The organism is Streptomyces sp. NPDC101151, assembly GCF_044768335.1.
Taxonomy (GTDB): Bacteria; Actinomycetota; Actinomycetes; order Streptomycetales; family Streptomycetaceae; genus Streptomyces.
In genome coordinates this window covers 306,775-328,599 of record NZ_JBIWPP010000006.1, presented here as the reverse complement: position 1 = coordinate 328,599, position 21,825 = coordinate 306,775, and the positions used below count along the sequence as shown (strand labels likewise).

The 21,825-nt window shown below is 70.6% G+C and carries 21 protein-coding genes; 10 read left to right on the top strand and 11 right to left on the bottom strand.

The window, feature by feature from the left end:
* Positions 1 to 4 precede the first annotated feature (4 nt).
* Positions 5 to 862 carry a transporter substrate-binding domain-containing protein gene (locus tag ACIRU3_RS14740; protein ID WP_404056059.1) on the bottom strand — a complete coding sequence of 286 codons (858 nt, stop codon included), beginning with the start codon at positions 860 to 862 and terminating at the stop codon, positions 5 to 7.
* Positions 863 to 1,001: 139 nt separating this feature from the next.
* On the opposite strand from ACIRU3_RS14740, the gene ACIRU3_RS14735 reads away from it, so the two are divergent.
* The 5 genes from ACIRU3_RS14735 (at position 1,002) to thpD (ending at position 5,545) form a co-directional block, all read left to right on the top strand.
* Positions 1,002 to 2,102: a pyridoxal-phosphate-dependent aminotransferase family protein gene (locus ACIRU3_RS14735; protein ID WP_404056057.1), complete on the top strand. Its 1,101-nt coding sequence runs from the start codon at positions 1,002 to 1,004 to the stop codon at positions 2,100 to 2,102.
* Positions 2,103 to 2,413: 311 nt separating this feature from the next.
* Complete coding sequence (ectA, locus tag ACIRU3_RS14730; protein ID WP_404056055.1) at positions 2,414 to 2,932, top strand: diaminobutyrate acetyltransferase; 519 nt, start codon at positions 2,414 to 2,416, stop codon at positions 2,930 to 2,932.
* A 13-nt stretch (positions 2,933 to 2,945) separates the two neighbouring features.
* On the top strand, positions 2,946 to 4,217 hold the full coding sequence (gene ectB, locus ACIRU3_RS14725; protein ID WP_404056053.1) for a diaminobutyrate--2-oxoglutarate transaminase: 1,272 nt from the start codon (positions 2,946 to 2,948) through the stop codon (positions 4,215 to 4,217).
* A 30-nt stretch (positions 4,218 to 4,247) separates the two neighbouring features.
* Positions 4,248 to 4,652 (top strand): ectoine synthase, encoded by a 405-nt coding sequence (locus ACIRU3_RS14720; protein ID WP_404056052.1) that lies wholly within the window; start codon positions 4,248 to 4,250, stop codon positions 4,650 to 4,652.
* Between the two features lie 5 nt (positions 4,653 to 4,657).
* Positions 4,658 to 5,545, top strand: a complete 888-nt coding sequence (thpD, locus tag ACIRU3_RS14715) for an ectoine hydroxylase (RefSeq protein ID WP_404056050.1) — start codon at positions 4,658 to 4,660, stop codon at positions 5,543 to 5,545.
* 64 nt (positions 5,546 to 5,609) lie between these two features.
* On the opposite strand, the gene ACIRU3_RS14710 is transcribed toward thpD, so the two are convergent.
* From ACIRU3_RS14710 to ACIRU3_RS14690, 5 genes are all read right to left on the bottom strand, one after another.
* On the bottom strand, positions 5,610 to 6,671 hold the full coding sequence (locus ACIRU3_RS14710; RefSeq protein WP_404056048.1) for an aminotransferase class V-fold PLP-dependent enzyme: 1,062 nt from the start codon (positions 6,669 to 6,671) through the stop codon (positions 5,610 to 5,612).
* 97 nt (positions 6,672 to 6,768) lie between these two features.
* Positions 6,769 to 7,494 carry a DsbA family oxidoreductase gene (locus ACIRU3_RS14705; RefSeq protein WP_404056047.1) on the bottom strand — a complete coding sequence of 242 codons (726 nt, stop codon included), beginning with the start codon at positions 7,492 to 7,494 and terminating at the stop codon, positions 6,769 to 6,771.
* A 75-nt stretch (positions 7,495 to 7,569) separates the two neighbouring features.
* The gene (locus ACIRU3_RS14700) at positions 7,570 to 8,073 is read right to left on the bottom strand and encodes a GNAT family N-acetyltransferase (protein ID WP_404056045.1); all 504 of its coding nucleotides are present in this window, start codon (positions 8,071 to 8,073) and stop codon (positions 7,570 to 7,572) included.
* Positions 8,074 to 8,147: 74 nt separating this feature from the next.
* Positions 8,148 to 8,756 (bottom strand): DUF1349 domain-containing protein, encoded by a 609-nt coding sequence (locus tag ACIRU3_RS14695; protein ID WP_404056043.1) that lies wholly within the window; start codon positions 8,754 to 8,756, stop codon positions 8,148 to 8,150.
* A 45-nt stretch (positions 8,757 to 8,801) separates the two neighbouring features.
* The gene (locus tag ACIRU3_RS14690; protein WP_404056041.1) at positions 8,802 to 10,331 is read right to left on the bottom strand and encodes an aldehyde dehydrogenase (NADP(+)); all 1,530 of its coding nucleotides are present in this window, start codon (positions 10,329 to 10,331) and stop codon (positions 8,802 to 8,804) included.
* Between the two features lie 140 nt (positions 10,332 to 10,471).
* Here ACIRU3_RS14690 and ACIRU3_RS14685 point away from each other — a divergent pair, with 140 nt between their 5' ends.
* The 5 genes from ACIRU3_RS14685 (at position 10,472) to ACIRU3_RS14665 (ending at position 15,719) form a co-directional block, all read left to right on the top strand.
* The gene (locus tag ACIRU3_RS14685) at positions 10,472 to 11,245 is read left to right on the top strand and encodes an IclR family transcriptional regulator (RefSeq protein WP_404056040.1); all 774 of its coding nucleotides are present in this window, start codon (positions 10,472 to 10,474) and stop codon (positions 11,243 to 11,245) included.
* A gap of 86 nt (positions 11,246 to 11,331) precedes the next feature.
* A complete protein-coding gene (locus ACIRU3_RS14680; protein WP_404056038.1) occupies positions 11,332 to 12,291 on the top strand; it encodes a hypothetical protein in 960 nt (319 codons plus the stop codon).
* Positions 12,288 to 13,532 (top strand): sensor histidine kinase, encoded by a 1,245-nt coding sequence (locus ACIRU3_RS14675; RefSeq protein WP_404056036.1) that lies wholly within the window; start codon positions 12,288 to 12,290, stop codon positions 13,530 to 13,532. Before ACIRU3_RS14680 ends, ACIRU3_RS14675 begins: the two co-directional genes overlap by 4 nt.
* 17 nt (positions 13,533 to 13,549) lie before the next feature.
* Complete coding sequence (locus ACIRU3_RS14670) at positions 13,550 to 14,209, top strand: response regulator (RefSeq protein WP_404056248.1); 660 nt, start codon at positions 13,550 to 13,552, stop codon at positions 14,207 to 14,209.
* 55 nt (positions 14,210 to 14,264) lie between these two features.
* Positions 14,265 to 15,719 carry a peptidoglycan D,D-transpeptidase FtsI family protein gene (locus tag ACIRU3_RS14665; protein ID WP_404056246.1) on the top strand — a complete coding sequence of 485 codons (1,455 nt, stop codon included), beginning with the start codon at positions 14,265 to 14,267 and terminating at the stop codon, positions 15,717 to 15,719.
* Positions 15,720 to 15,761: 42 nt separating this feature from the next.
* Here the strand turns inward: ACIRU3_RS14665 and ACIRU3_RS14660 are convergent, their stop codons facing one another.
* The 5 genes from ACIRU3_RS14660 to ACIRU3_RS14640 all read right to left on the bottom strand — a co-directional run bounded on the left by ACIRU3_RS14660 (position 15,762) and on the right by ACIRU3_RS14640 (position 21,741).
* Entirely contained in the window at positions 15,762 to 17,213 is a 1,452-nt protein-coding gene (locus tag ACIRU3_RS14660) for an NCS2 family permease (RefSeq protein WP_404056034.1), read from the bottom strand.
* A 233-nt stretch (positions 17,214 to 17,446) separates the two neighbouring features.
* Entirely contained in the window at positions 17,447 to 18,244 is a 798-nt protein-coding gene (locus ACIRU3_RS14655; RefSeq protein WP_404056032.1) for an HAD family acid phosphatase, read from the bottom strand.
* Between the two features lie 202 nt (positions 18,245 to 18,446).
* Entirely contained in the window at positions 18,447 to 20,180 is a 1,734-nt protein-coding gene (gene araD / locus ACIRU3_RS14650; protein ID WP_404056031.1) for an L-arabinonate dehydratase, read from the bottom strand.
* Positions 20,177 to 21,088 carry a dihydrodipicolinate synthase family protein gene (locus ACIRU3_RS14645; RefSeq protein ID WP_404056029.1) on the bottom strand — a complete coding sequence of 304 codons (912 nt, stop codon included), beginning with the start codon at positions 21,086 to 21,088 and terminating at the stop codon, positions 20,177 to 20,179. The genes araD and ACIRU3_RS14645 overlap by 4 nt, the downstream gene beginning before the upstream one ends.
* Positions 21,085 to 21,741, bottom strand: a complete 657-nt coding sequence (locus tag ACIRU3_RS14640) for a GntR family transcriptional regulator (RefSeq protein WP_404056027.1) — start codon at positions 21,739 to 21,741, stop codon at positions 21,085 to 21,087. The genes ACIRU3_RS14645 and ACIRU3_RS14640 overlap by 4 nt, the downstream gene beginning before the upstream one ends.
* Positions 21,742 to 21,825: the final 84 nt, after the last annotated feature.

The window sequence follows — 21,825 nt, the reverse complement described above, 5'->3', positions numbered from 1 at the left end:
GGGGTCAGGAGGCGGACGGCGAGGCGGCGGAGTCACCCTGTGCCGCAGAAGCGGCGTACGGGCCGATCCACTGCTCGTAGATCTTCTTGTAGGTGCCGTCGGCCTTGGCGTTCTTCAGGGCCTTGTCGACGGCGGCGAGCAGCGCCGTGTTGCCCTTCTTCACCGTGAAGCCGTACTGCTCACCGGTGTTGAGGTTGTCGACGACCTTGAAGGCGTCGGCGTTCGCCTTGTCCTTCAGCCAGCCCTGGACGACCGGGTAGTCGATGATGACGGCCTGGACCTGGCCGGTGCGCAGGCCGTTGAGGACCGCGTCGGAGGAGTGGAAGGAGACCGGGTCGTAGCCCTTGGTCTTGGCGTAGTCCTCGCCGGTGGTCTGCGCCTGGGCGCCGAGCTTCCTGCCCTTGGCCTTGACGTCGGCGAGCGAGCCGACGCCGCTCTTCCGGTCGACCAGGACGGCCTGGGTGGCCTCGAAGTACGGGTCGGAGAAGTCGACGTTCTTCTTGCGCTCGGCGGTGATGGTCATGCCGGCGGCGGCCAGGTCGCACTGGCCGGAGTTGAGGAAGGCACCCGTCTTGAAGTTCTCGAACGGGGTGTCGAGGATCTGCTGCTTGACGCCCAGGTCCTTGGCCACGAGGTCGATGAGGGAGACGTCGAAGCCCTGCACCTTGCCGTCGATCTCCGACTGGAACGGCGGATAGGGCAGGTGGGTGCAGGTGGTCAGCTGACCGGCCTTGACGAGGTGGACCCCCTTGACGGTGGTCTTGCCGCCCGAGTCGCCGGCGGAGCAGCCGGCCACGAGCACGAGCCCGGCCGTCGCGGTGGTGGCTGCCAGAAGGCGGGTCCGGCGTCCGAGCGTTTTCATGGGGGGATCTCCTAGGGGGGAACTGTGGGTTCCGATTATAAGGAAGAGTTTGAGTCTCTCAAATCAAACCCATGGTTACGAAGCCGTTCGACTTAAGATCGACGGAGTCGACCCCCATGAACGAAGAGAGAGAAGCGCCGTGACCCACCCTTTCCTCGATCTGCCCCCGCTGAACGCCGAGCGGTTCGCCACCATCGAGGACCGGGTGGCCCGGCTGCTGGACACCCGGCAGGACGTCGTGATCACACAGGGTGAGGCGCTGCTGCCGCTGGAGGGTGCGATCCGTGCGGCGGCGGGCCCCGGCACGACGGCGCTGAACGTGATCACGGGCCCCTACGGCCAGACCTTCGGGGACTGGCTACGGGACTGCGGGGCGACCGTGATCGACCTCTCGGTGCCGTTCCACACCGCGGTGACGGCCGCCCAGGTCCGGCAGGCGTTCGCCGCCCACCCGGAGATCGACTTCGTGTCCCTCGTCCATGCGGAGGCGGCGACCGGCAACACCAATCCGGTCGCGGAGATCGGCGAGGCGGTACGGGAGCACGGCGCGCTGTTCTACCTGGACGCGGTCGCCTCCGTCGGGGCGGAGCCGGTGCTGCCGGACGCGTGGGGTGTGGACCTGTGCGTGATCGGGGCCCAGAAGGCGATGGGCGGACCTGCGGGCGTGTCGGCGATCTCGGTGAGCGAGCGGGCATGGGCCCGTATGGCGGCCAACCCGAATGCCCCGCGCCGCTCCTACCTCTCCCTCCTCGACTGGAAGGAACGCTGGATCGACGGCGGCCGCAAGGCGCTGCTGCACGCTCCCGCGCAGCTGGAGATGCTGGCGCTGGAGGCGTGCCTGGAGCGGATCGAGTCCGCCGGCCCGGAGACGGTGATGGCCAGGCACGCCTCTGCCGCCGCGGCGACCCGGGCGGGCGCCGCGGCCCTGGGCGGCGGCCTGGAGCCGTACGTCCACGAAGCGCGGGAAGCGGCGCCGGTCGCGACGACGCTGCGCGTTGCGGCCGGGCTCGTGGCCTCGGAGCTGGTGGCCCGGGCGCTGGAGAGCGATCCCGCGCTGCCGCTGGCCGCCGGGGGCGGCGCCCTGGCCGAGGAGATGATCCGGGTCAACCACTACGGCCCCGACGCGTCGCCGGGCGCCGTGCACAGCTCTCTGGCGGCCCTGGGCACGGCCCTGGCCGAGCGCGGACTGACGGTGGACCTGGAGGGAGCCCGCCGCGCGGCGAACGCGGCCTGGCGGTGACCAGGATCACCCGACCGACAGCGGCCCGCGCCTTTCGCGCGGGCCGTTTCCTTTTCCCGGACCCAGTATTCAAATTAGGTTCACAATTCCTGCGAATTCATTCGGCGATAGCTTCCCGTCTTCTTCTGCCCGCTTTTTGCGAGGCTAAACAACAAGGTTTCGTATGGATTTCTGAGCTGTGACACACTCCACATCAGGGGGATTTTGTCCCAGTTTGATATGGGAGAATCTGGACATTTCACAGGCTCTGGCATCAGTCCGCGCCAACCCGCTCGTGCATTTCTGAATTTGCCTCGCTAAATTCGTGCCGCATGACTGCCCGACCAGCAGACCTTCTCATCGACCGACCGGCGGTGACCGACGGAGCCACGCTCTGGCGTCTCGCCAAGGACTCGAAAACCCTCGACCTGAACTCCTCGTACAGCTATCTGCTGTGGTGCCGGGACTTCGCCGGCACCTCGGCGGTGGCGCGCGGCGCGGACGGCGGGGCCGTCGGTTTCGTCACCGGGTACGTGCGGCCCGACCGCCCCGGCACCCTGCTCGTCTGGCAGGTCGCCGTCGACACCGCCCACCGGGGTCTCGGCATCGCCGCCGCACTGCTGGACGGGCTGACCACCCGGCTCGCCGCCGAACGCGGCATCACCGCCGTCGAGACCACCATCACCCCCGGGAACACCGCTTCCGAGCGCCTGTTCACCTCGTTCGCCGCCCGGCACGGCGCGGACCTCTCCCGCGAGGTCCTGTTCCCCGCCGAGCTGTTCCCCGACGGCCCGCACGACTCCGAAGTCCTGTACCGCATCGGCCCGTTGGCCCCCTCCACCTCGCACTGAGGAGCGATTCACCGTGACCATCACCCAGCCCGACCTCAGCGTCTTCGAGACCCTCGAGTCCGAGGTGCGCAGCTACTGCCGCGGCTGGCCCACCGTGTTCGACCGTGCGCAGGGCAGCCGTATGTACGACGAGGACGGCCATGCGTACCTCGACTTCTTCGCCGGGGCCGGCTCACTCAACTACGGACACAACAACCCGGTACTGAAACGGGCATTGATCGACTATCTGTCCCGGGACGGTGTCACCCACGGCCTGGACATGTCGACCACGGCCAAACGGTCGTTCCTGCAGACCTTCCAGGACCTGGTGCTGCGCCCGCGCGACCTGCCGTACAAGGTCATGTTCCCGGGGCCGACCGGCACCAACGCGGTGGAGTCGGCGCTGAAGCTCGCCCGGAAGGTGAAGGGCCGGGAGGCGATCGTCTCCTTCACCAACGCCTTCCACGGCATGTCGCTCGGCTCCCTCGCCGTCACCGGCAACGCCTTCAAGCGGGCCGGCGCCGGCATCCCGCTGGTGCACGGCACACCGATGCCGTTCGACAACTACTTCGACGGCCAGGTCCCGGACTTCCTGTGGTTCGAGCGGCTGCTGGAGGACCAGGGTTCCGGCCTCAACAAGCCCGCCGCCGTGATCGTGGAGACCGTGCAGGGCGAGGGCGGCATCAACGTGGCGCGCCCGGAGTGGCTGCGGGCGCTCGCCGGCCTGTGCGAGCGGCAGGACATGCTGCTCATCGTCGACGACATCCAGATGGGCTGCGGTCGTACGGGCGCCTTCTTCTCCTTCGAGGAGGCGGGCATCACGCCCGACATCGTCACGGTCTCCAAGTCGATCAGCGGCTACGGGTTGCCGATGTCGCTGTGCCTGTTCAAGCCCGAGCTCGACGTCTGGGAGCCGGGCGAGCACAACGGCACCTTCCGCGGCAACAACCCCGCGTTCGTCACGGCCACCGCGGCCCTGGAGACGTACTGGGCCGACGGCTCCGCGATGGAGAAGCAGACCCGGGCCCGCGGTGAGCAGATCGAGCAGGCGCTGATCTCGATCACCGAGGAGAACCTCGCCGACGTGAAGGAGTACCGCGGGCGCGGCCTGGTGTGGGGCCTGGAGTTCCACGCGAAGGAGCGGGCCGAGCGGATCGCCCGGCGGGCCTTCGAACTCGGGCTGCTCATCGAGACCTCCGGACCGGAGAGCGAGGTCGTCAAGCTGCTGCCCGCGCTCACCGTCACCCCCGACGAGCTGGACGAGGGCCTGAGCGTCCTCGCCCGTGCCGTCCGCGAAACCGCCTAGCACCATCCACCGAGGAGGAAGCACAGCACCGTGATCGTCCGATCGTTCAAGGACATCGAAGGCACCGACCGGCATGTGAAGGCCAAGTCCGGCACCTGGGAGAGCAAGCGGATCGTCCTCGCCAAGGAGCGGGTCGGTTTCTCCCTGCACGAGACCATCCTGTACGCCGGGACCGAGACGTCGATGTGGTACGCCAACCACATCGAGGCCGTCGTCTGCGTCGAGGGCGAGGCCGAACTCACCGACCACGAGGCCGGGAAGACGTACACGATCACCCCCGGCACCATGTACCTCCTCGACGGGCACGAGCGGCACACCCTGCGCGTCAAGGAGGACTTCCGCTGCATCTGTGTGTTCAACCCGCCCGTCACCGGACGGGAGGACCACGACGAGAACGGCGTCTATCCGCTGCTCACCGAGCCCGAGGAGGTGTGACACCCATGACCACCGTCACCGACCTGTATCCCAGCCGCGGCGCCGCCGAGGTGACCGTCCCCCGCCAGGACCCGGTCCTCTGGGGCTCCCCGGACACGCCGGGGCCGATCCCGGCCGCGGACCTGCAGGGGTACGAGCGCGACGGCTTCCTCGCCGTCGACCAGCTGATCACCCCCGACGAGGTCGAGGTCTACCGGAGTGAGCTGGAGCGGCTGCTGACCGACCCGGCGGTCCGCGCCGACGAGCGCTCGGTCATCGAGCCGCAGTCGCAGGAGATCCGCTCGGTCTTCGAAGTGCACCGGATCAGCGAGCTGTTCGCGAACCTGGTGCGGGACGAGCGGGTGGTCGGCCGCGCCCGGCAGATCCTCGGCTCCGACGTGTACGTCCACCAGTCCCGGATCAACGTCAAGCCGGGTTTCGGCGCGAGCGGCTTCTACTGGCACTCGGACTTCGAGACCTGGCACGCCGAGGACGGCCTGCCGAACATGCGCACGGTGTCCGTCTCGATCGCGCTGACCGAGAACCACGACACCAACGGCGGCCTGATGATCATGCCGGGCTCGCACCGGACGTTCCTGGGCTGCGCCGGGGCCACGCCCAAGGACAACTACAAGAAGTCGTTGCAGATGCAGGACGCGGGCACCCCGTCCGACGAGGCGCTGACCAAGCTGGCGAGCGAGCACGGCATCCGGCTCTTCACGGGCCGGGCGGGTTCGGCGACCTGGTTCGACTGCAACTGCATGCACGGCTCCGGCGACAACATCACGCCGTTCCCGCGCAGCAACGTCTTCATCGTCTTCAACAGCGTGGAGAACGAGGCGGTGGAGCCGTTCGCGGCGCCGGTGCGCCGTCCCGAGTTCATCGGCGCGCGCGACTTCACCCCGGTGAAGTAACCCCCTGAGCACCGGGCCGGGGCCTCCTCGTGTGGGACGGGAGGCTCCGGCCCGGTCGTGTCTGTCAGCCGGACAGGGCGTCCAGCAGGCGGTCCACGTCCGCGGTCGTGTTGTACAGGTGGAAGGCCGCACGCAGGTTGCCCGCGCGGTCGGAGACCTCGATGCCGGCGCGGCTCAGGTCGGGCTGGCGGCCGCCGAGCCCGGGGACCGAGACGATCGCGGAGCCGGGTGCGGGCACGGGCTCGTGCCCGAGGGTCGCGAGCCCGGCGCGGAACCGGTCGGCGAGGGCCAGGTCGTGGGCGTGGACGGCGGCCACGCCGAGTTCCTCGATCAGGTCGAGCGAGCGGCGCAGTCCGGCGAAGGTGAACAGGGCATGGGTCAGGTCGAAGCGCCGTGCGGAGTGGGCGAGTTCGGCGACCGGGCCGTAACAGCTGTCCCACGGCTGCTCGGCCGCGACCCAGCCCGAGAGCACCGGGGTCAGACCGCCGAAGTCCTCCGGGACCACGAGGAAGGCCGCGCCGTGCGGGCCGAGCAGCCATTTGAAGGCGACCGCCGCGCTGAAGTCGTCGGCGTCCGCGTCCATCGGCAGCCAGCCCGCGGACTGCGAGAAGTCGACGTAGGTGCGCGCGCCGTGCTCGCGGGCGGCCGTGCGCACGGCCGCCAGGTCGGCGAGCCGCCCGTCGGCGGACTGTGCGGCGCTGAGGGCGACCAGTGCGGTACCCGGGCGGACGGACTCGGCGATCCGCTCCAGCGGCACCGTGCGGACCTTGAGATCGCCGCGGACGTGAAAGGGGTTCAGCACGGAGGTGAAGTCGTCCTCGGCGGTGAGGACTTCGGCGCCGGCCGGCAGCGAGGCGGCGATCACGCCGGTGTGCGCGGCGACCGAGGCGCCCAACGCGACCCGGGTGGCCGGGACGCCGGCGAGCCGGGCGTACGCGGCCCGGCAGGCCTCCACGTCCTCGTACAGCGAGGTCAGCGGCCTGCCCTCGGCCCGCAGCAGGGCCGCCTCATGCAGGGCGGTGACGGTGCGGCCCGGCAGCAGGCCGTTGCTGGCGGTGTTGAGAAAGATGCTCTTCGGGGTGAACTCGGCGCGGACGAGGCTCTCGAACGTCTCCGTGGTCTCCATGGGTCCACTCTGCGGCCCGAGGAAGTAGTAGTCCATTGCGGATTTTTGCTTGGATCCGCTTAGAAACGCTTATACGTCCGCGCCGACCTGCGGTTTCTCAGTGCTGGGGCACCGCGCACCCGTCCGGGCCACAGGCCGCCCCGTCTCCTTGGTCCCCCTGGTCGACCAGCTTCAGCGGGGACCGCTCGCCCCAGGCCTGGCTCAGCGCCTGGGTGAAGACCTCGGCGGGCTGGGCGCCGGAGACGCCGTACGTGCGGTCCAGGACGAAGAACGGCACGCCGTTCGCACCGAGCTGGGCGGCCTCGCGCTCGTCGGCGCGGACCTCGTCGGCGTACGCGGCCGGGTCGGCGAGCACCGTACGGACGGCCTCCGCCTCCAGTCCGGCCTCGACGGCCAGCTCCACAAGGCGCGCGTCGCCCTCGGTGAACACGGACCGCTCCTCGGCGAAGTTGGCCCGGTACAGGATCTGGATCAGCTCGTCCTGCCGGCCCTGTTCCTTGGCGAAGTGCAGCAGTCGGTGCATGTCGAAGGTGTTGCCGTGGTCGCGGTCCCGGGTGCGGTAGTCCAGGCCCTCGGCGGCGGCCTGGGCGCCCAGGTTGTCCTCGCCGGCCTGGGCCTGCGCCTCGCTCATGCCGTACTTCCGGGTGAGCATGGTGATCACCGGCTGCACATCGCCCTTGGCGCGGCCCGGGTCGAGCTCGAAGGAGCGGTGCACCACCTCGACCTCGTCGCGGTGCGGGAAGGCGGCCAGCGCCTTCTCGAAGCGGGCCTTGCCCACGTAGCACCACGGGCAGGCGATGTCGCTCCAGATCTCGACGCGCATGTCTTCGGCTCTCTCCAGGTCGTACGGGCGCGGAGGCTCTCTCCGTCCGGTACGTGAACGTTCAAACAGCCACGTTCATTCCCCGGGCACGCGGAAGCGCAGGAACAGATGGTGGTCGCCCTCGGCGGGCGGGTTCTCCGGGTCGGGGATCCAGCCCTGACGGGTGTAGAAGGCCTGGGCGCGCCGGTTGTCCACGTGCACGTCGAGCACGGCCGTGCGCTTGGCGTCGGCGTGCCATTCCTCGACACAGGCCGCGTGCAGGGCCCTGCCGATCCCGGAGCGCCAGTGGCCGGGGTCGACGTGGAACTGGAACAGCTTGACCGTGTCCGCCGGTGCGCCGTCCTGGGTGCGGAAAGAGGCGACCCCCACGATCCGGCCCTGCTCGACAGCGCACAGCACATGCCCGTCGGGGCGCTCGATGGACCCGCGCCAGGCCCCGCACCAGTCGACGTCGGCCTGCGGGACGCCGTCCGGGTAGTACGTGGAGCGGGCCCGGAAGTGCAGATCGGCGATGACCTCGGCTTCGGCGGGCACGGCGGTACGGATCACCAGGGTGCCCTTCACACGTTCACTGATCATGCAACGGAGGACGTGACCGCATCCGCCGCGGTTCCGTGACGCCGGACCAGGTGCCCCCGTCCGCGGCCGCGTCCTCAGCTGCCGTCTCGCAGGTCGTCCGGCCAGCCGGGCCTGAACGCGATGCGGTCGTAGGTGACCACACAGCCCTCCCCCATCGGCGACTGGGTCATGAAGCCGACCAGCGCCGCGCCGGTCTCCTTCTCCTCACCGAGGGTGAAGAGCCGGACGAAGGTCCAGCGCTCGCCGTCCCGGGAGGCGTGGAAGGCGAAGGCCCGTCCGGTCCGGCTGACCCGCAGCCACACGGAACTCCCCTCCACGGTGAAGGAGTTCGCGTCGTCGGAGTGTCCCCGGGTGACCACCGTGCAGACGGTGGGCACGTCCGGGGAGTACTCCAGGCAGAGCTTGGCCCAGGCGCGGTCGCCGACGTGGACGTAGAGGACTCCGGCGTCGAAGGACCCGTTGAACCCGACGGTGACCCGCGCGAGCAGCTGGAAGTCGCCTTCGGGCGCCCCGAGCAGCCGGGGCGCGTCCGTGGCGGGCTCCAGCGCCTCCCCGGTGGGCGTGACGAACCGATCCTGCCGGGGCCCGGCCCACCCGGTGAGCACGCCCCCCTCGTAGGACCAGTCGCCGTCGGGCCCGTAGGTGCGGAGGGGGAAGGGGAGTTCGGGAAGTCGTACGTCCATTGCGAGAGTGTCCCAGGTTCCCTTTCCACCGTCCTGCCGATCGGTTCAGCGTTCGAGGCTGCCGTCGAACCGGCGGGGAAGCCCCAGCGGGTTGTCGTCCCGGAGCTCCCGCGGCAACAGGGCCTCCGGCGCGTTCTGGTAGGTGACGGGCCGCAGCCACCGCTCGATCGCGGTACCGCCCACGGACGTGGAGGTGGAGGTCGTCGCCGGGTACGGCCCGCCGTGATGCTGGGCCGGCGCCACGGCCACGCCCGTCGGCCATCCGTTCACCAGCACGCGTCCGGCCAGCGGAGTCAGCTCGGCGAGGATCTCCGCGCCCCTGCCCTGACCTGCGGCCTCCTCCGTGGACAGGTGGACCGTCGCCGTGAGGTTGCCCGGCAGCCGCGACAGCACCGCCGTCGCCTCGCCCTCGTCCTCGTACCGGACCACCACGGTGACCGGCCCGAAGCACTCCTCCAGCAGCAGGTCGTACGCCCCCTGCTCGGCCAGCCGGCCCGCCGCCACCGTGAGGAACCCCGCACTGACCGTGTGCTCGCCGCCCGCACCCGGTGTGACCGGCGAGTCCACCTCGGGCAGCCGCGCCCGCTCGGCGACGCCCGCGATGAAGTTGTCCCGCATGCGGTGGTCGAGGAGGACACCCGCGTCGGTGTCGCTGACCGCGTCCGTGAGCGCCTTCACTAGGCCGTCGCCCGCGGCGCCGGACGGCACCAGCACCAGACCCGGCTTGACGCAGAACTGGCCGACGCCCAGCGTCATGGACCCGGCAAGCCCGGTCCCGATCGCCTCCGCCCGCTCGGCCGCGGCGGCCTCGGTCACCACGACCGGGTTCAGTGAACCCAGCTCGCCGTGGAAGGGGATCGGCACCGCACGTGCGGCGGCCGCGTCGAACAGGGCACGCCCGCCGCGCACCGAGCCGGTGAAGCCCGCGGCGGCGACGAGCGGGTGCTCGATCAGCTCGACGCCCGCGTCGAAGCCGTGCACGAGGCCGACGATGCCCTCGGGGATGCCGTGCCCGGCCGCGGCCCGGCGCAGCACCTTGGCGACCAGCTCGGACAGGGCCGGGTGGTCGGGGTGGGCCTTGGCGACCACCGGGCAGCCCGCGGCCAGCGCGCTCGCGGTGTCGCCGCCGGCGACGGAGAAGGCGAAGGGGAAGTTGGAGGCGGAGTAGACGGCCACGACACCCAGCGGGACCTTGTAGCGGCGCAGGTCCGGTATGGGCGGGGTGGCGGTGTCGTCCGGGTGGTCGATGACGACGTCCAGGAAGGCGCCCTCGTCGACGATGTCGGCGAAGGCCCGCAACTGGTAGGCGGTACGGGCGAGTTCGCCGGTCAGCCGGACGGGGCCGAGGGCGGACTCGGCGTCGGCGGTCTCGATCAGGCCGTCCTTGGCCGCTTCCAGGCCGGCGGCGGCCGAGCGGAGGAAGGCGGAGCGGACGCTGCGGTCGGCGAGGGCGCCGCGCGCGGCGTGCGCCGCCCTGACGGCCGCGTCCACCTCCTGGGCTGTGGCCTCCACCGCAACCTGTTCACGCTGCTTCCCGGTGCGCGGGTCGACACTCCAGACTGGTGCTGCTGCCACCGCGGGTCCCTCCAAGTAAGGCCGCACTTCCTGGGTCAACCATCAGGTGCGTTCGATATACTGAACACTGTCTCTGATGATGAATTCGCTGCTCGGAGACTATATATCTAGGTCCTCGTCGAACGAAGGGGTCAAGGGTGATGTCGGAAGGCGAGACAGGCGGCGGGGCGCAGGTCAAGTCCGCGGTACGGACCGTTGAATTGCTCGAGTACTTCGCCGGCAAGCCCGGCATGCACTCCCTCGCGGCCGTCCAGGAGGCCGTGGGCTACCCCAAGTCCAGCCTCTACATGCTGCTGCGCACGCTCGTGGAGCTGGGCTGGGTGGAGACGGACGCGACAGGGACGCGGTACGGCATCGGCGTGCGGGCGCTGCTGGTCGGCACGTCCTACATCGACGGCGACGAGGTGGTGGCGGCGGCGCGGCCGACCCTCGACCGCCTCTCCGACGACACCACGGAGACCATCCACCTGGCCCGTCTCGACGGCACGAACGTCGTCTACCTGGCCACCCGCCAGTCGCAGCACTACCTGCGTCCCTTCACCCGCGTCGGCCGGCGTCTGCCCGCCCACTCCACGTCCCTCGGCAAGGCACTGCTCGCCACCCACACCGACGAGCAGGTCCGCAAGCTCCTGCCGGAGACGCTGCCCGCCCTGACCGAGCACACCCTCACCGACCGCGAGAAGCTGATCGAGGAGCTGCACCAGGTCCGCGAACAGGGCTTCGCCGTCGACCGCGAGGAGAACACGCTGGGCCTGCGCTGCTTCGGCGTGGCGATCCCGTACCGCACCCCCGCCCGCGACGCCATCAGCTGCTCGGTGCCGGTGGCCCGGCTGACCCCGGCCCACGAGCAGATGATCAAGGACGCCCTGTTCGACGCGAGAGACCGGCTGACGCTGGCGACCCGGAGGCTGTGAGGAGGACGGCGGCTCCCCCGTGCGGCGGAGACGGATCGTCGGTGCGCAGGAAGTGCACCGTCCCGTGGGCGCGGGAGCGTTGAGGCATGACTTCCTCGACCGCCACCGCCGCGGCCACCACCGTCACCGCCTCACGCCGACGCCCGCTGCTGCGGCTCGTGGCCATCGCCGCCTGTCTGCCGTACCTCTGTCTCAAACTCGCCTGGATCGCCGGGAGTCAGCTCGGTGTCCCGGACGGAAGTCCGTTGCTGGAGCACCGGGTGACCATGGCTCTCGCCAACGGTCTGACCGTGCTGATGGACGCGGCCGTCATCGTGCTGGCGCTGTTGCTGACCCGCCCGTGGGGGCTGCGGGTGCCGGCCTTGCTGCTCGCGGTGCCCATGTGGGTCGCCACGGGCCTGCTCGCGCCGATCATGGTGGGGTTTCCGCTGCAGATGATCGTCCACCGGGGTGACTCGGGCGGTGCCGACCGGCCGTTCCTCGACGGATGGGTGTTCGCCGTCGTGTACGGCGGGTTCATCCTGCAGGGGCTCGCTCTGGGGGCGCTGTTCGTCGGATACGCCCGCGAGCGGTGGGGGCACCTGTGGCGGGGGCGGATGTGGGAACTGCCCACGCAGACCACGGCGGCCGCGCAGCGGCTGACCGCCGCGTCGGCGGCCGTGCTCGCGCTGATCCCGGCCGCGCTCCGGCTGCTGTGGGCCTGTGGGTTCACGGCCGGGCGGAACACGGGCGGCGGCCGGCTCATGGAGGTGGTCTACGTCGGCTTCCTGGCCGCCGCCGTCACCGGCGCCTGGCAGCTCGCCTTCCGCCGCGGCCGTCCACTGCCGGTCACCGTGCCGCTCGCCCTGATCTGGGTCGGCTCGGGTGCCGTGGCCTGCTGGGGCGGCTGGATGTCGCTCGCCGCCCTGGTGACGTCCCACGACCTCGCCGACCGCCCGACACCGGCGATGAGTCTCACCTACGCTGTCCAGATGATCGTCGGCCTGCTCGTGGCGACCGTCGCCGCCCACCACTTCGCGGACCGCTCGGCCAGGAACCCCCGGTGACCGCAGGGTGGGGGCTCCTGTTCGGAGGGCGGGCCCGCCGCCGCTGGATCCATCTGATCCTGGGCGGCGCGCTCGCCATGCCCTACGTCCTCGTCGGCTCGGTGATCGTGGGGCCGCTCACCGGTGTGGACAACGTGTTCGGGTCCCTGCCCCTGCAACTCGGCTCGTTCGCGGTCGGGTTGCCGATCGCCACCGTCACCTCGCTCTTCCCGCTGACCCGCCCCCTGGAGTCCGGCGCCGCCCGCGCCCTGTGCGGCCTCGACGCGGACGCACTCGCCCACGGCCCGGCCCGGACGCGGGCCGAACGGGGGCGTGCGGCCGCCTGGTTCACACTGCATCTGGGGCTCGGCGGGATCGTGTCCGGGATGTCGCTCGCCGTACCGCCGTTCGCGGTGATGCTGATCGCGATACCCCTGCTCGCCGGGCTGCGCGACCCGCGGCTCGGACTCCCCGAAGTCCTCGACCACGGCTGGGCGCAGGCGCTCTGCCCGGTCGTGGGCCTGGCCATGCTGGTCGCCCTCGCCGCCTGCGCCGCCGCCTGCGGGGCCCTGCTCGCCCGGTGGGCGCCCGCTCTGCTCGGGCCCACCCCCGCGGACCGGCTCGCCGCGGCCGAGGCGCGCGCCGCCGACCTCGCCGTCCGCAACCGGCTCGCCCGCGAGCTGCACGACTCCGTCGGACATGCGCTGAGCGCCGTCACGCTCCAGGCGAGCGCGGCCCGCCGCGTCCTCGACACCGACCCGGAGTTCGTCCGCGAGGCGCTGGCCGCCATCGAGGAGACCACCCGGCGCACGGTCGGCGAACTGGACGCCGCCCTGGGTGTGTTGCGCGACGGCGACGCCCCCGGCACCGCCCCCGCACCGACCCTGGCATCCGACCTGGACGGGCTGCTGCGCCGGACCAGGGCGGGCGGGCAGCGCGTGACGGCCACCGTCGACACCGCTACCGACGACCTGCCGCCGCTGGTCTCCCGGGAGGCGTACCGGATCGTGCAGGAGGGCCTGAGCAACGCCCTCAAGCACGCAGCCGAACCGGTCGGCCTCCGCATCGCCGCGGCCGGCGGCCATCTGGAGATCACCGTCGAGAACCCCCTCGGTCCCTGCCCCGCTCCCCGCCCCGGCGGCGGCCACGGCCTGCGCGGCATCGCCGACCGGGTACGGCTGCTGGGCGGCAGCTCGCACGCGGGCGCGGCCGGGGACATCTGGCGCCTGCACGTCCGGCTTCCGCTGAAGGGATCCATGTGACCGACGAAAAGACGGGCCTGCCCCGACCCGCGATCCGGGTCGTCCTCGCCGACGACGAGCGCATGGTCCGCACCGCCCTGCGGGCCATCCTCTCCGCCGAGCCCGGCCTGGAGGTGGTCGGCGAGGCGTCGACCGGCGCCGAGGCGGTGTCGGTGGTCCGGGAGCTGCGCCCCGATGTCGTCCTCATGGACGTCCGCATGCCGGAGGTCGACGGCATCCGGGCCACCGAGCAGATCCTCGCCACCCTCGACGAGCCGCCCCGGGTCGTCGTCGTGACCACCTTCGAGAACGACTCCTATGTGTACGACGCGCTGCGCGCCGGAGCCGCCGGGTTCCTGCTGAAGCGGGCGGAGGCCGATGCGCTCGTCCAGGCGGTACGGCTGGTCGCGCGCACCGACAGCCTGCTGTTCCCGTCGGCCGTACGGGCCCTCGCGGCCGAGCACGCCCGCCGGGCGCCCGCACCCCCGGCGTGGGTGAGCAGGCTCACCGGGCGGGAGAGCGAGGTGCTGCGGCACATGGCCGCCGGGCTGACCAACGCGGAGATCGCCCGGCGCATGGACGTCGGCCCCGCCACCGTGAAGTCGCACGTCGCGGCGGTGCTGGCCAAGACCGGCACCCGGGACCGGACACAGGCGGTGATCGCCGCGTACGAGGCCGGTTTCCTGAACGTGCGATGAGAAAACCGGCCGTACGGGAACGAATGTGCCCGTCTCGATCGTCATCACCAGCGGGATGAACAAGACGATCAGGCGAGCGTCCGTCTTCACGCTGCTGCTCGTGCTCGCCCTGCTGGTCAGGGCGACCTGGGTGCAGTACTACGACGGCACGGCCCTCGCGGACGACAACGACAACCGGCGCAACGTGATCGAGACGTACTCACGGCCGCTCGGGAACATCATCGTGGCCGGAAACTCGATCACCGGCTCGGCACGGACGAAGGGCAGCGACCTCGCCTACAAACGGACGTACAAGAACGGCAAGCTGTACGCGTCGGTGACGGGCTACGCCTCACAGGCCTACGCCCCGACCCAGCTGGAGGGCATCTACGCGGATCTCCTCAACGGCACGGACACCCAGCTGAAGAGCGTGCTGGACACGGTCACCGGTGAGCGCTCCGAACCGGGCAACGTACTCACGACGATCGACCCGGCCGTGCAGAAGGCGGCGTACGACGCGCTCGGCGGCAACAAGGGCGCGGCCGTCGCCATCGACCCGAAGACCGGCAGGATCCTCGCGGTGGTGTCGACCCCGTCGTACGACCCCTCGCAGCTCACCGACGCCAACACGGCCGGGACGGCCTGGAAGAGGCTGAACGCGGACAAGGACAAGCCGCTCACCAACCGGGCGCTGCGCCAGCCGCTGCCGCCGGGCTCGACGTTCAAGCTGGTCGTGGCGGCGGCCGCGCTGGAGGACGGGCTGTACGAGAACGTGAACCAGCACACCCGCAGCCCCGACCCGTACACCCTGCCCGGCACCCGTCAGGTACTGGAGAACGAGAACCGGTCGGCTCCCTGCGAGAACGCCTCGATCCGCGTCGCCCTGCAGTACTCCTGCAACAACGTCTTCGCCAAGATGGCCGTCGACCTCGGGCAGGACAAGGTGAAGGCCATGGCCGAGAAGTTCGGCTTCAACGACGACGAGCAGGACGTGCCGGTGCGGGCCTACGCCAGCGTGTACCCGTCGGACATGGACAGGTCCTCCACCGCCCTGACCGGTATCGGCCAGTTCGACGTCACCGCGACCCCGCTCCAGATGGCCATGGTGTCCGCGGTCATGGCCAACGGGGGCAAGCTGGTCTCGCCGCACATGGTGTCGCAGATCACCGACGGTGGCGGCGATGTGGTGAAGGACTACGACGACAGCGCGGACACGCGGCAGATCGTCAGCTCCGGCACGGCCGAGCAGTTGCGGTCGGCGATGGAGACGGTCGTGAAGGACGGCACCGGTACGAACGCGCTGATCGACGGGGTGACCGTGGGCGGCAAGACCGGTACCGCCCAGCACGGCGAGAACAACAGCAAGACGCCGTACGCGTGGTTCACCTCGTACGGCAAGTCCGACAGCAGCGGCAAGGAGGTCGCCGTGGCGGTCATGGTGGAGCAGTCGGACGCGGCGCGTTCCGAGGTGAGCGGCAACGGGCTTGCCGCGCCGGTGGCCAGGGCGATGATGCAGGCGGCGCTGAAGTAGACACGGGGAAGGGGGCGGTTCGGCGGAACCGCCCCCTCGGCCTCACTTCACTCCGAGGATCTGCTCCAGCGGATCGATGGCGAAGTAGACGAGGAACAGCGCCGAGACGCCCCACAGCAGCCAGTTGACCTCCTTGGCCTTGCCGAGGACCGTCTTGATGAGCACGTACGACAGGAAGCCCGCGCCGATCCCATCGGTTATCGAGTACGTGAAGGGCATCGCGGCGATGGTGAGGAAGGCCGGGATGGCGATCTCGTACCTGTCCCAGTCGATGTGCTTGACATGGGTCATCATCAGGAAGCCCACCGCGATCAGCGCGGGCGCGGCCGCCTGCAGCGGGACGATGGTCAGCAGCGGGGTGAGGAAGAGCGCGAGGCCGAACAGGCCGCCGGTGACCAGGTTGGCGAAGCCGGTGCGGGCGCCCTCGCCGACGCCTGCCGCGGACTCGATGTAGGCGGTGTTGGAGGAGGCGGAGCCGACACCGCCTGCGACGGCTGCGGCGCCGTCGATGAACAGGACGCGGCCGATGCCGGGCACCTGCCCCTTGTCGTCGAGCAGTCCGGCCTCGGCGCTGATGCCGACGATGGTGCCCATGGCGTCGAAGAAGTCCGAGAGGATCAGGGTGAAGACCAGCAGGACGGCGGTGAGCACCCCCGCCTCGGCGAAGCCGCCGAACGGGCTGAAGTGACCGACGAGCCCGAAGTCCGGGGCGGCGACGAGCTTGTCGGGGACCTTCGGGGTGGTCAGGCCCCAGCTCTTGATGTCGGCGACGGCGTCGATGACGATCGCGACGACGGTCATCGTCACGATGCTGATGAGGATCGCGCCCTTCACCTTGCGGGCGAGCAGCGCGATGGTCAGCAGTACGCCGAGGCAGAAGACGAGGACGGGCCAGCCGGTGAGACGGCCGACCGCGCCGAGCTGCACGGGGACGGTGGTGCCGGCGGCGTCCGGGATGCGGCTGACGAACCCGGCGTCCACGAAGCCGATGAAGGCGATGAACAGGCCGATGCCCACGCCGATGGCCTGCTTCAGCTGCTGCGGGATCGCGTTCATGATCGCTTCCCGGAGTCCGGTGAGGACCAGCAGGCAGATCACGAGGCCTTCGAGGACGACCAGGCCCATCGCGTCGGACCAGCTCATCAGCGGGGCGAGCTGGAAGGCGACGACGGCGTTGAGGCCGAGGCCGGCGGCGATGGCGAGCGGGAGGTTGCCGCCGACGCCCATGACGACCGTCATCACACAGGCCACCAGCGCGGTGGCGGTGACGAGTTGGCCGGTGTCCAGGGAGTGACCGAACTTGTCCTTGGCACTGCCCAGGATGATCGGATTCAGGACAAGGATGTAGGCCATGGTGAAGAACGTGGCGAAGCCGCCCCGTATCTCCCGACCGAAGGTGGATCCCCGCTCGGAGATCCTGAAGTACCGGTCGACGCTGTTCCCGGCAGGTGGCGCGGCGTCCGGCCGCCGGTCCACCTTCTGCGTCTCGGACATGGTCCCACTCCTCGTCGCCTGATGAGCGTGTGCGGATGCTGGCTGGATTGTTCCCGCGTCGCACCCGTTTCAGGTTGTCGGCGTGTTACGGAATGGGGTTCGGTCCGCCATGCGATGTCCGGCCACCCGGTCCGGACCGTCGAGGAGAAGGACGGCCCCCGCCGCGGCACGGTGATGCCGGTGACGGGGGCCGAGTACGAGCGGCTGCTCAGGACGTACGACCGACCGGAGGGTCAGGACACGAAGTACGTCGGGTTGGGCAGCTTGTAGGTGCGGTCGGCGTATCCGCCGTCCAGGTCCGAGTACTGGTCGCCGAAGTTGGCGATGATCTCGTACCCGAGGTCGTTCTCGATGTGCTTGCGCGTGCCGCCCTTGTACTGCACGGTCGTGCAGGTCCAGGTGCCCGGGGTGGCGCAGCCGCCCAGGTAGGCCGGCGGGTTGGCCTTGTTCTTGAGGAACATGTGGTCGGCGTCGAGGTTCACATCGGCGCCGATCTTCTTCAGGTTCGCGACGGCGGCGGTGCGCTGCTCCTCGCTGAGACCGGAGTTGTAGAAGACCTCGACGCCATTGGACTCGGCGTACCGGACCAGCTCGGGGCTGCCGAACACGGCCGGACGGTCCGCCTTGTTCACGTAGTCGGCCCACGTGGTGCCGTTGTACGTGTAGTTGTAGCGCTTCTCGTAGTCGAGGCTGAGCAGCAGCGTGTCGTCGATGTCGAAGACGACGGCCGGCTTCTCGCCGTGGCGGTGGGCCTTGCGGGCCGCCTTGTCGATATAGCGCTTGGCCGAGGCGTCGATGCGCGCCAGGTCCTTGGCGTACGGGCTGTCCGGGGACGCCTGGTAGACGCCGTTGCTGTCGGCGGTGGTGCCGTAGTAGGTGTCGATGTCCTTCACCAGGAGCCCGATGTTGTAGGGCTCGTGGGTCGAGTTCGCCGTCGACTGACCGGCGGTGGCCGCGCCGGCCGCGTACAGGGCGCCGGCCGCGACGGTGCAGGCCGCGACGACGGCAGCCGCCCTGAGGGACTTCCGCATGGATTCTCCGGATCTGATGGATGAGTGATGTACCAGGTCACGGATTATCTACGCGCATAACACCCGCCACTGCGAGGCCTGTTATCCGATCGATATCGGCAACTGCGCCGCCGGTCGGCTCGTCGTCGCCCCGGTCGTCGTGCTCCCCGTCGTCAGGAACGCCGTCGCGGGCCGGGAGCAGCGCTTCACCAAACGGGTGGGTTCAGCCGGCGTACGGGTCCGGGACCTTGCCCGGGCGGGCCAGGAACTCGAAGTCGCAGCCGGTGTCGGCCTGGGTGATCTGTTCGTTGTAGAGGGCGCCGAAGCCGCGCTCGTAGCGGGCCGGCGGCGGTGTCCACTCGGCCCGCCTGCGCTCCAGTTCCGTGTCGTCCACGTGGAGATGGAGGGTGCGCGCCTCGACGTCCAGGGTGATGAGGTCGCCGCTGCGCACCAGCGCCAGCGGGCCGCCGATGCAGGACTCCGGTGCCACGTGCAGCACGCAGGCGCCGTAGCTCGTGCCGCTCATGCGGGCGTCGGAGATCCGGACCATGTCCCGCACGCCCTGCCTGAGCAGGCGGTCCGGGATCGGGAGCATGCCGTACTCGGGCATGCCCGGGCCGCCCTTGGGTCCGGCGCCCCGCAGCACCAGCACGCTGTCCGCGGTGATGCCGAGCGACGGGTCGTCGATGGTGCGCTGCATGGCCCGGTAGTCGTCGAAGACGACGGCGGGGCCGGTGTGCTCGAGCAGGTGGGGTTCGGCGGCGATGTGCTTGATGACGGCGCCGTCCGGGCAGAGGTTGCCGCGCAGCACCGCGACCCCGCCCTCGCGCGCGACCGGGTTGCCGCGGGGACGGATGACGTCGTCGTTGTGCACCTGCGCGCCTGCCAGCTGCTCGCGCAGGGTGTCGTAGGACACCGTGGGCCGGTCCAGGTGGAGCAGGTCCGGGATCCGGGAGAGGAAGCCGGGCAGGCCGCCCGCGAAGTGGAAGTCCTCCATGAGGTACCGCTGTCCGCCGGGGCGGACGTCGGCGAGGACCGGGACCGTGCGGGCGATGCGGTCGAAGTCGTCCAGGGTCAGTTTCACCCCGGCCCGGCCCGCCATGGCGATCAGATGGATCACGGCGTTGGTGGAGCCGCCGAGGCCGAGAACGGTGGTGACCGCGTCCTCGAAGGCCTCGCGGGTGAGGATCTCGCTCGGCCTGCGGTCCCGGTGGACCAGGTCGACGACGGTCAGGCCCGCCCTGGCGGCCATCCGGTCGTGTCCCGAGTCCACCGCCGGGATGCTGGACGCGCCCGGCACGGTGACGCCGAGCGCCTCGGCGGCCGCGGTCAGCGTGGACGCCGTGCCCATGGTCATGCAGTGGCCGGGCGAACGGGCCAGGCCGCCCTCCAGCTCGGCCATCTCGCAGTCGCCGATGAGTCCGGCCCGCTTGTCGTCCCAGTACTTCCACATGTCGGTGCCGGAGCCGAGGACCTCGCCCCGCCAGTGGCCCGGGAGCATGGGCCCGGCCGGTACGAACACGGCCGGCAGGTCCACCGAGGCCGCGCCCATCAGCAGGGCGGGCGTGGACTTGTCGCAGCCGCCCATCAGGACGGCACCGTCGACCGGGTAGGAGCGCAGCAGCTCCTCGGTCTCCATCGCGAGCAGATTGCGGTAGAGCATCGGGGTCGGCTTCTGGAAGGTCTCGCTGAGGGTGGAGACCGGGAACTCCAGGGGGAAGCCGCCGGCCTGCCACACCCCACGCTTCACGGCCTGCGCACGATCACGCAGGTGGACGTGGCAGGGGTTGATGTCGGACCAGGTGTTGAGGATCGCGACGACCGGCTTGCCCAGGTGTTCCTCGGGCAGGTAGCCGAGCTGGCGGGTGCGGGCGCGGTGGCTGAAGGAGCGCAGCCCCTCGGTGCCGTACCACTGGTGGCTTCTCAGCTCCTCCGGGCGCTTGCGGGGCGCGTTCATACGGACCATCCGGCGGCGATGGCGGCGACCTCGGCGCGCTCGCCCTCGGGCAGCGGTCTGCTGGGCGGTCGGACGTCGCGGCGGCACAGGCCCAGCGCGGAGAGGGCCTCCTTGACGACGGTGACGTTGTTGGCGGAGCCGTGGGCGGCGCGCAGTTCCTCGAAGCGGCGGATCTGCTCCCAGACCTTCATGGCGGCCGGGTAGTCGCCGGATCGAAGCGCTTCCCTCATGTTCAGCGATACGGCCGGGGCGACGTTCACGAGTCCCGAGGTGAAGCCGGTGGCGCCCGCGGAGAAGTAGGAGGGGGCGTACGGCTCGGCGAGGCCCGCCACCCACACGAAGCGCTCCAGGCCGGCGTCGCGTGCGAAGGCCGCGAACCGTGCGGCGTCCGGGACGGCGTACTTCACGCCGATGACGTTCGGGCAGTGGTCGGCGAGTTCGGCGAGGCGGGCGCCGGGCAGCCGGTCGTTGCGGATGTAGGGGATCACGCCCAGCTCGGGCACGGACTCGGCGATGGCGCGGTGGTAGTCGACCCAGCCGGCGGCCGCGACGTACGGATGGACGGGCTGGTGGACCATCACCATCCGGGCACCGAGGTCGCGGGCGTGCCGGGCGGAGGCGATCGCGGTGGGCAGATCGTGGCCCACGCCGACCAGGATCACGGCGCGGTCGCCGGCCTCGTCCACGGTCGACTCGGTGACCAGCCGGCGCTCTTCGGGGGTCAGGGCGTAGAACTCGCCGGTGTTGCCGTTCGGGGTGAGGGTGGTGATCCCGCCGTCGAGCAGGCGACGCAGCAGGGCCCGGTGGGTGTCCTGCTCGACGGAGCCGTCCTCGGCGAAGGGGGTCACCGGGATGGCCACCACGTCGGCCAGGGCCGCCCGTTGGGTCTCGAACACCACGCTGCTCATTCCTGGCCTTCCTCTGGGTGAGGCTCGGGGAAAGCCGCCCGTACGAACGACGCGATGTGGGAGTGCAGGGCGCTCGCGGCGCCGTCCGCGTCGCCGTCCAGCGCGAGCCGCAGGATCTCCCGGTGCTCGGTGGCCTCCCGCTCCCAGGAGGGGTCGGCCGCCCAGGCCACGGCCGAGACGAGGGCGGCCTGGTCGCGGACCTCGTCCAGCATCCGGACGAGCAGCGGGTTGCCGCACGGCAGGTAGAGGGCGCGGTGGAACTCCCGGTTGGCCAGGGAGCGTTCGGCGGTGTCGGTGGCCGCGTCGGCGCGGGTGAGCGCGTCGCGGGCGGTGTCGAGGGACGCCCCGAGCCTGACCGCACGGCGCAGGGCCTCGGGCTCCAGCAGCAGCCGCACGTCGTAGACCTCGCGCGCCATGTCCGCGTCCACCATGCGCACCGTGACGCCCTTGTACTGGCTCATCACGACGAGTCCGGTCCCGGCAAGGGTCTTCAGCGCCTCCCGCACCGGGGTCTTGGACACCCCGAACTGCGTCGCCAGCTCCGTCTCGACCAGAGACTGACCGGGCGTCAACTCCCCGGTCAGGATGCGGTGTTTGATCGCGTCCAGCACATATTGCGTGCGGGACGGGATCGGGGTGGGCACAGAGGTCATGCGGCCCTCTCGGATCTCACATATCGCGTCTCATATATGACGTACGACGTACGACGCGTTGAAGGTAAGAGGGGGCCCGTAGTT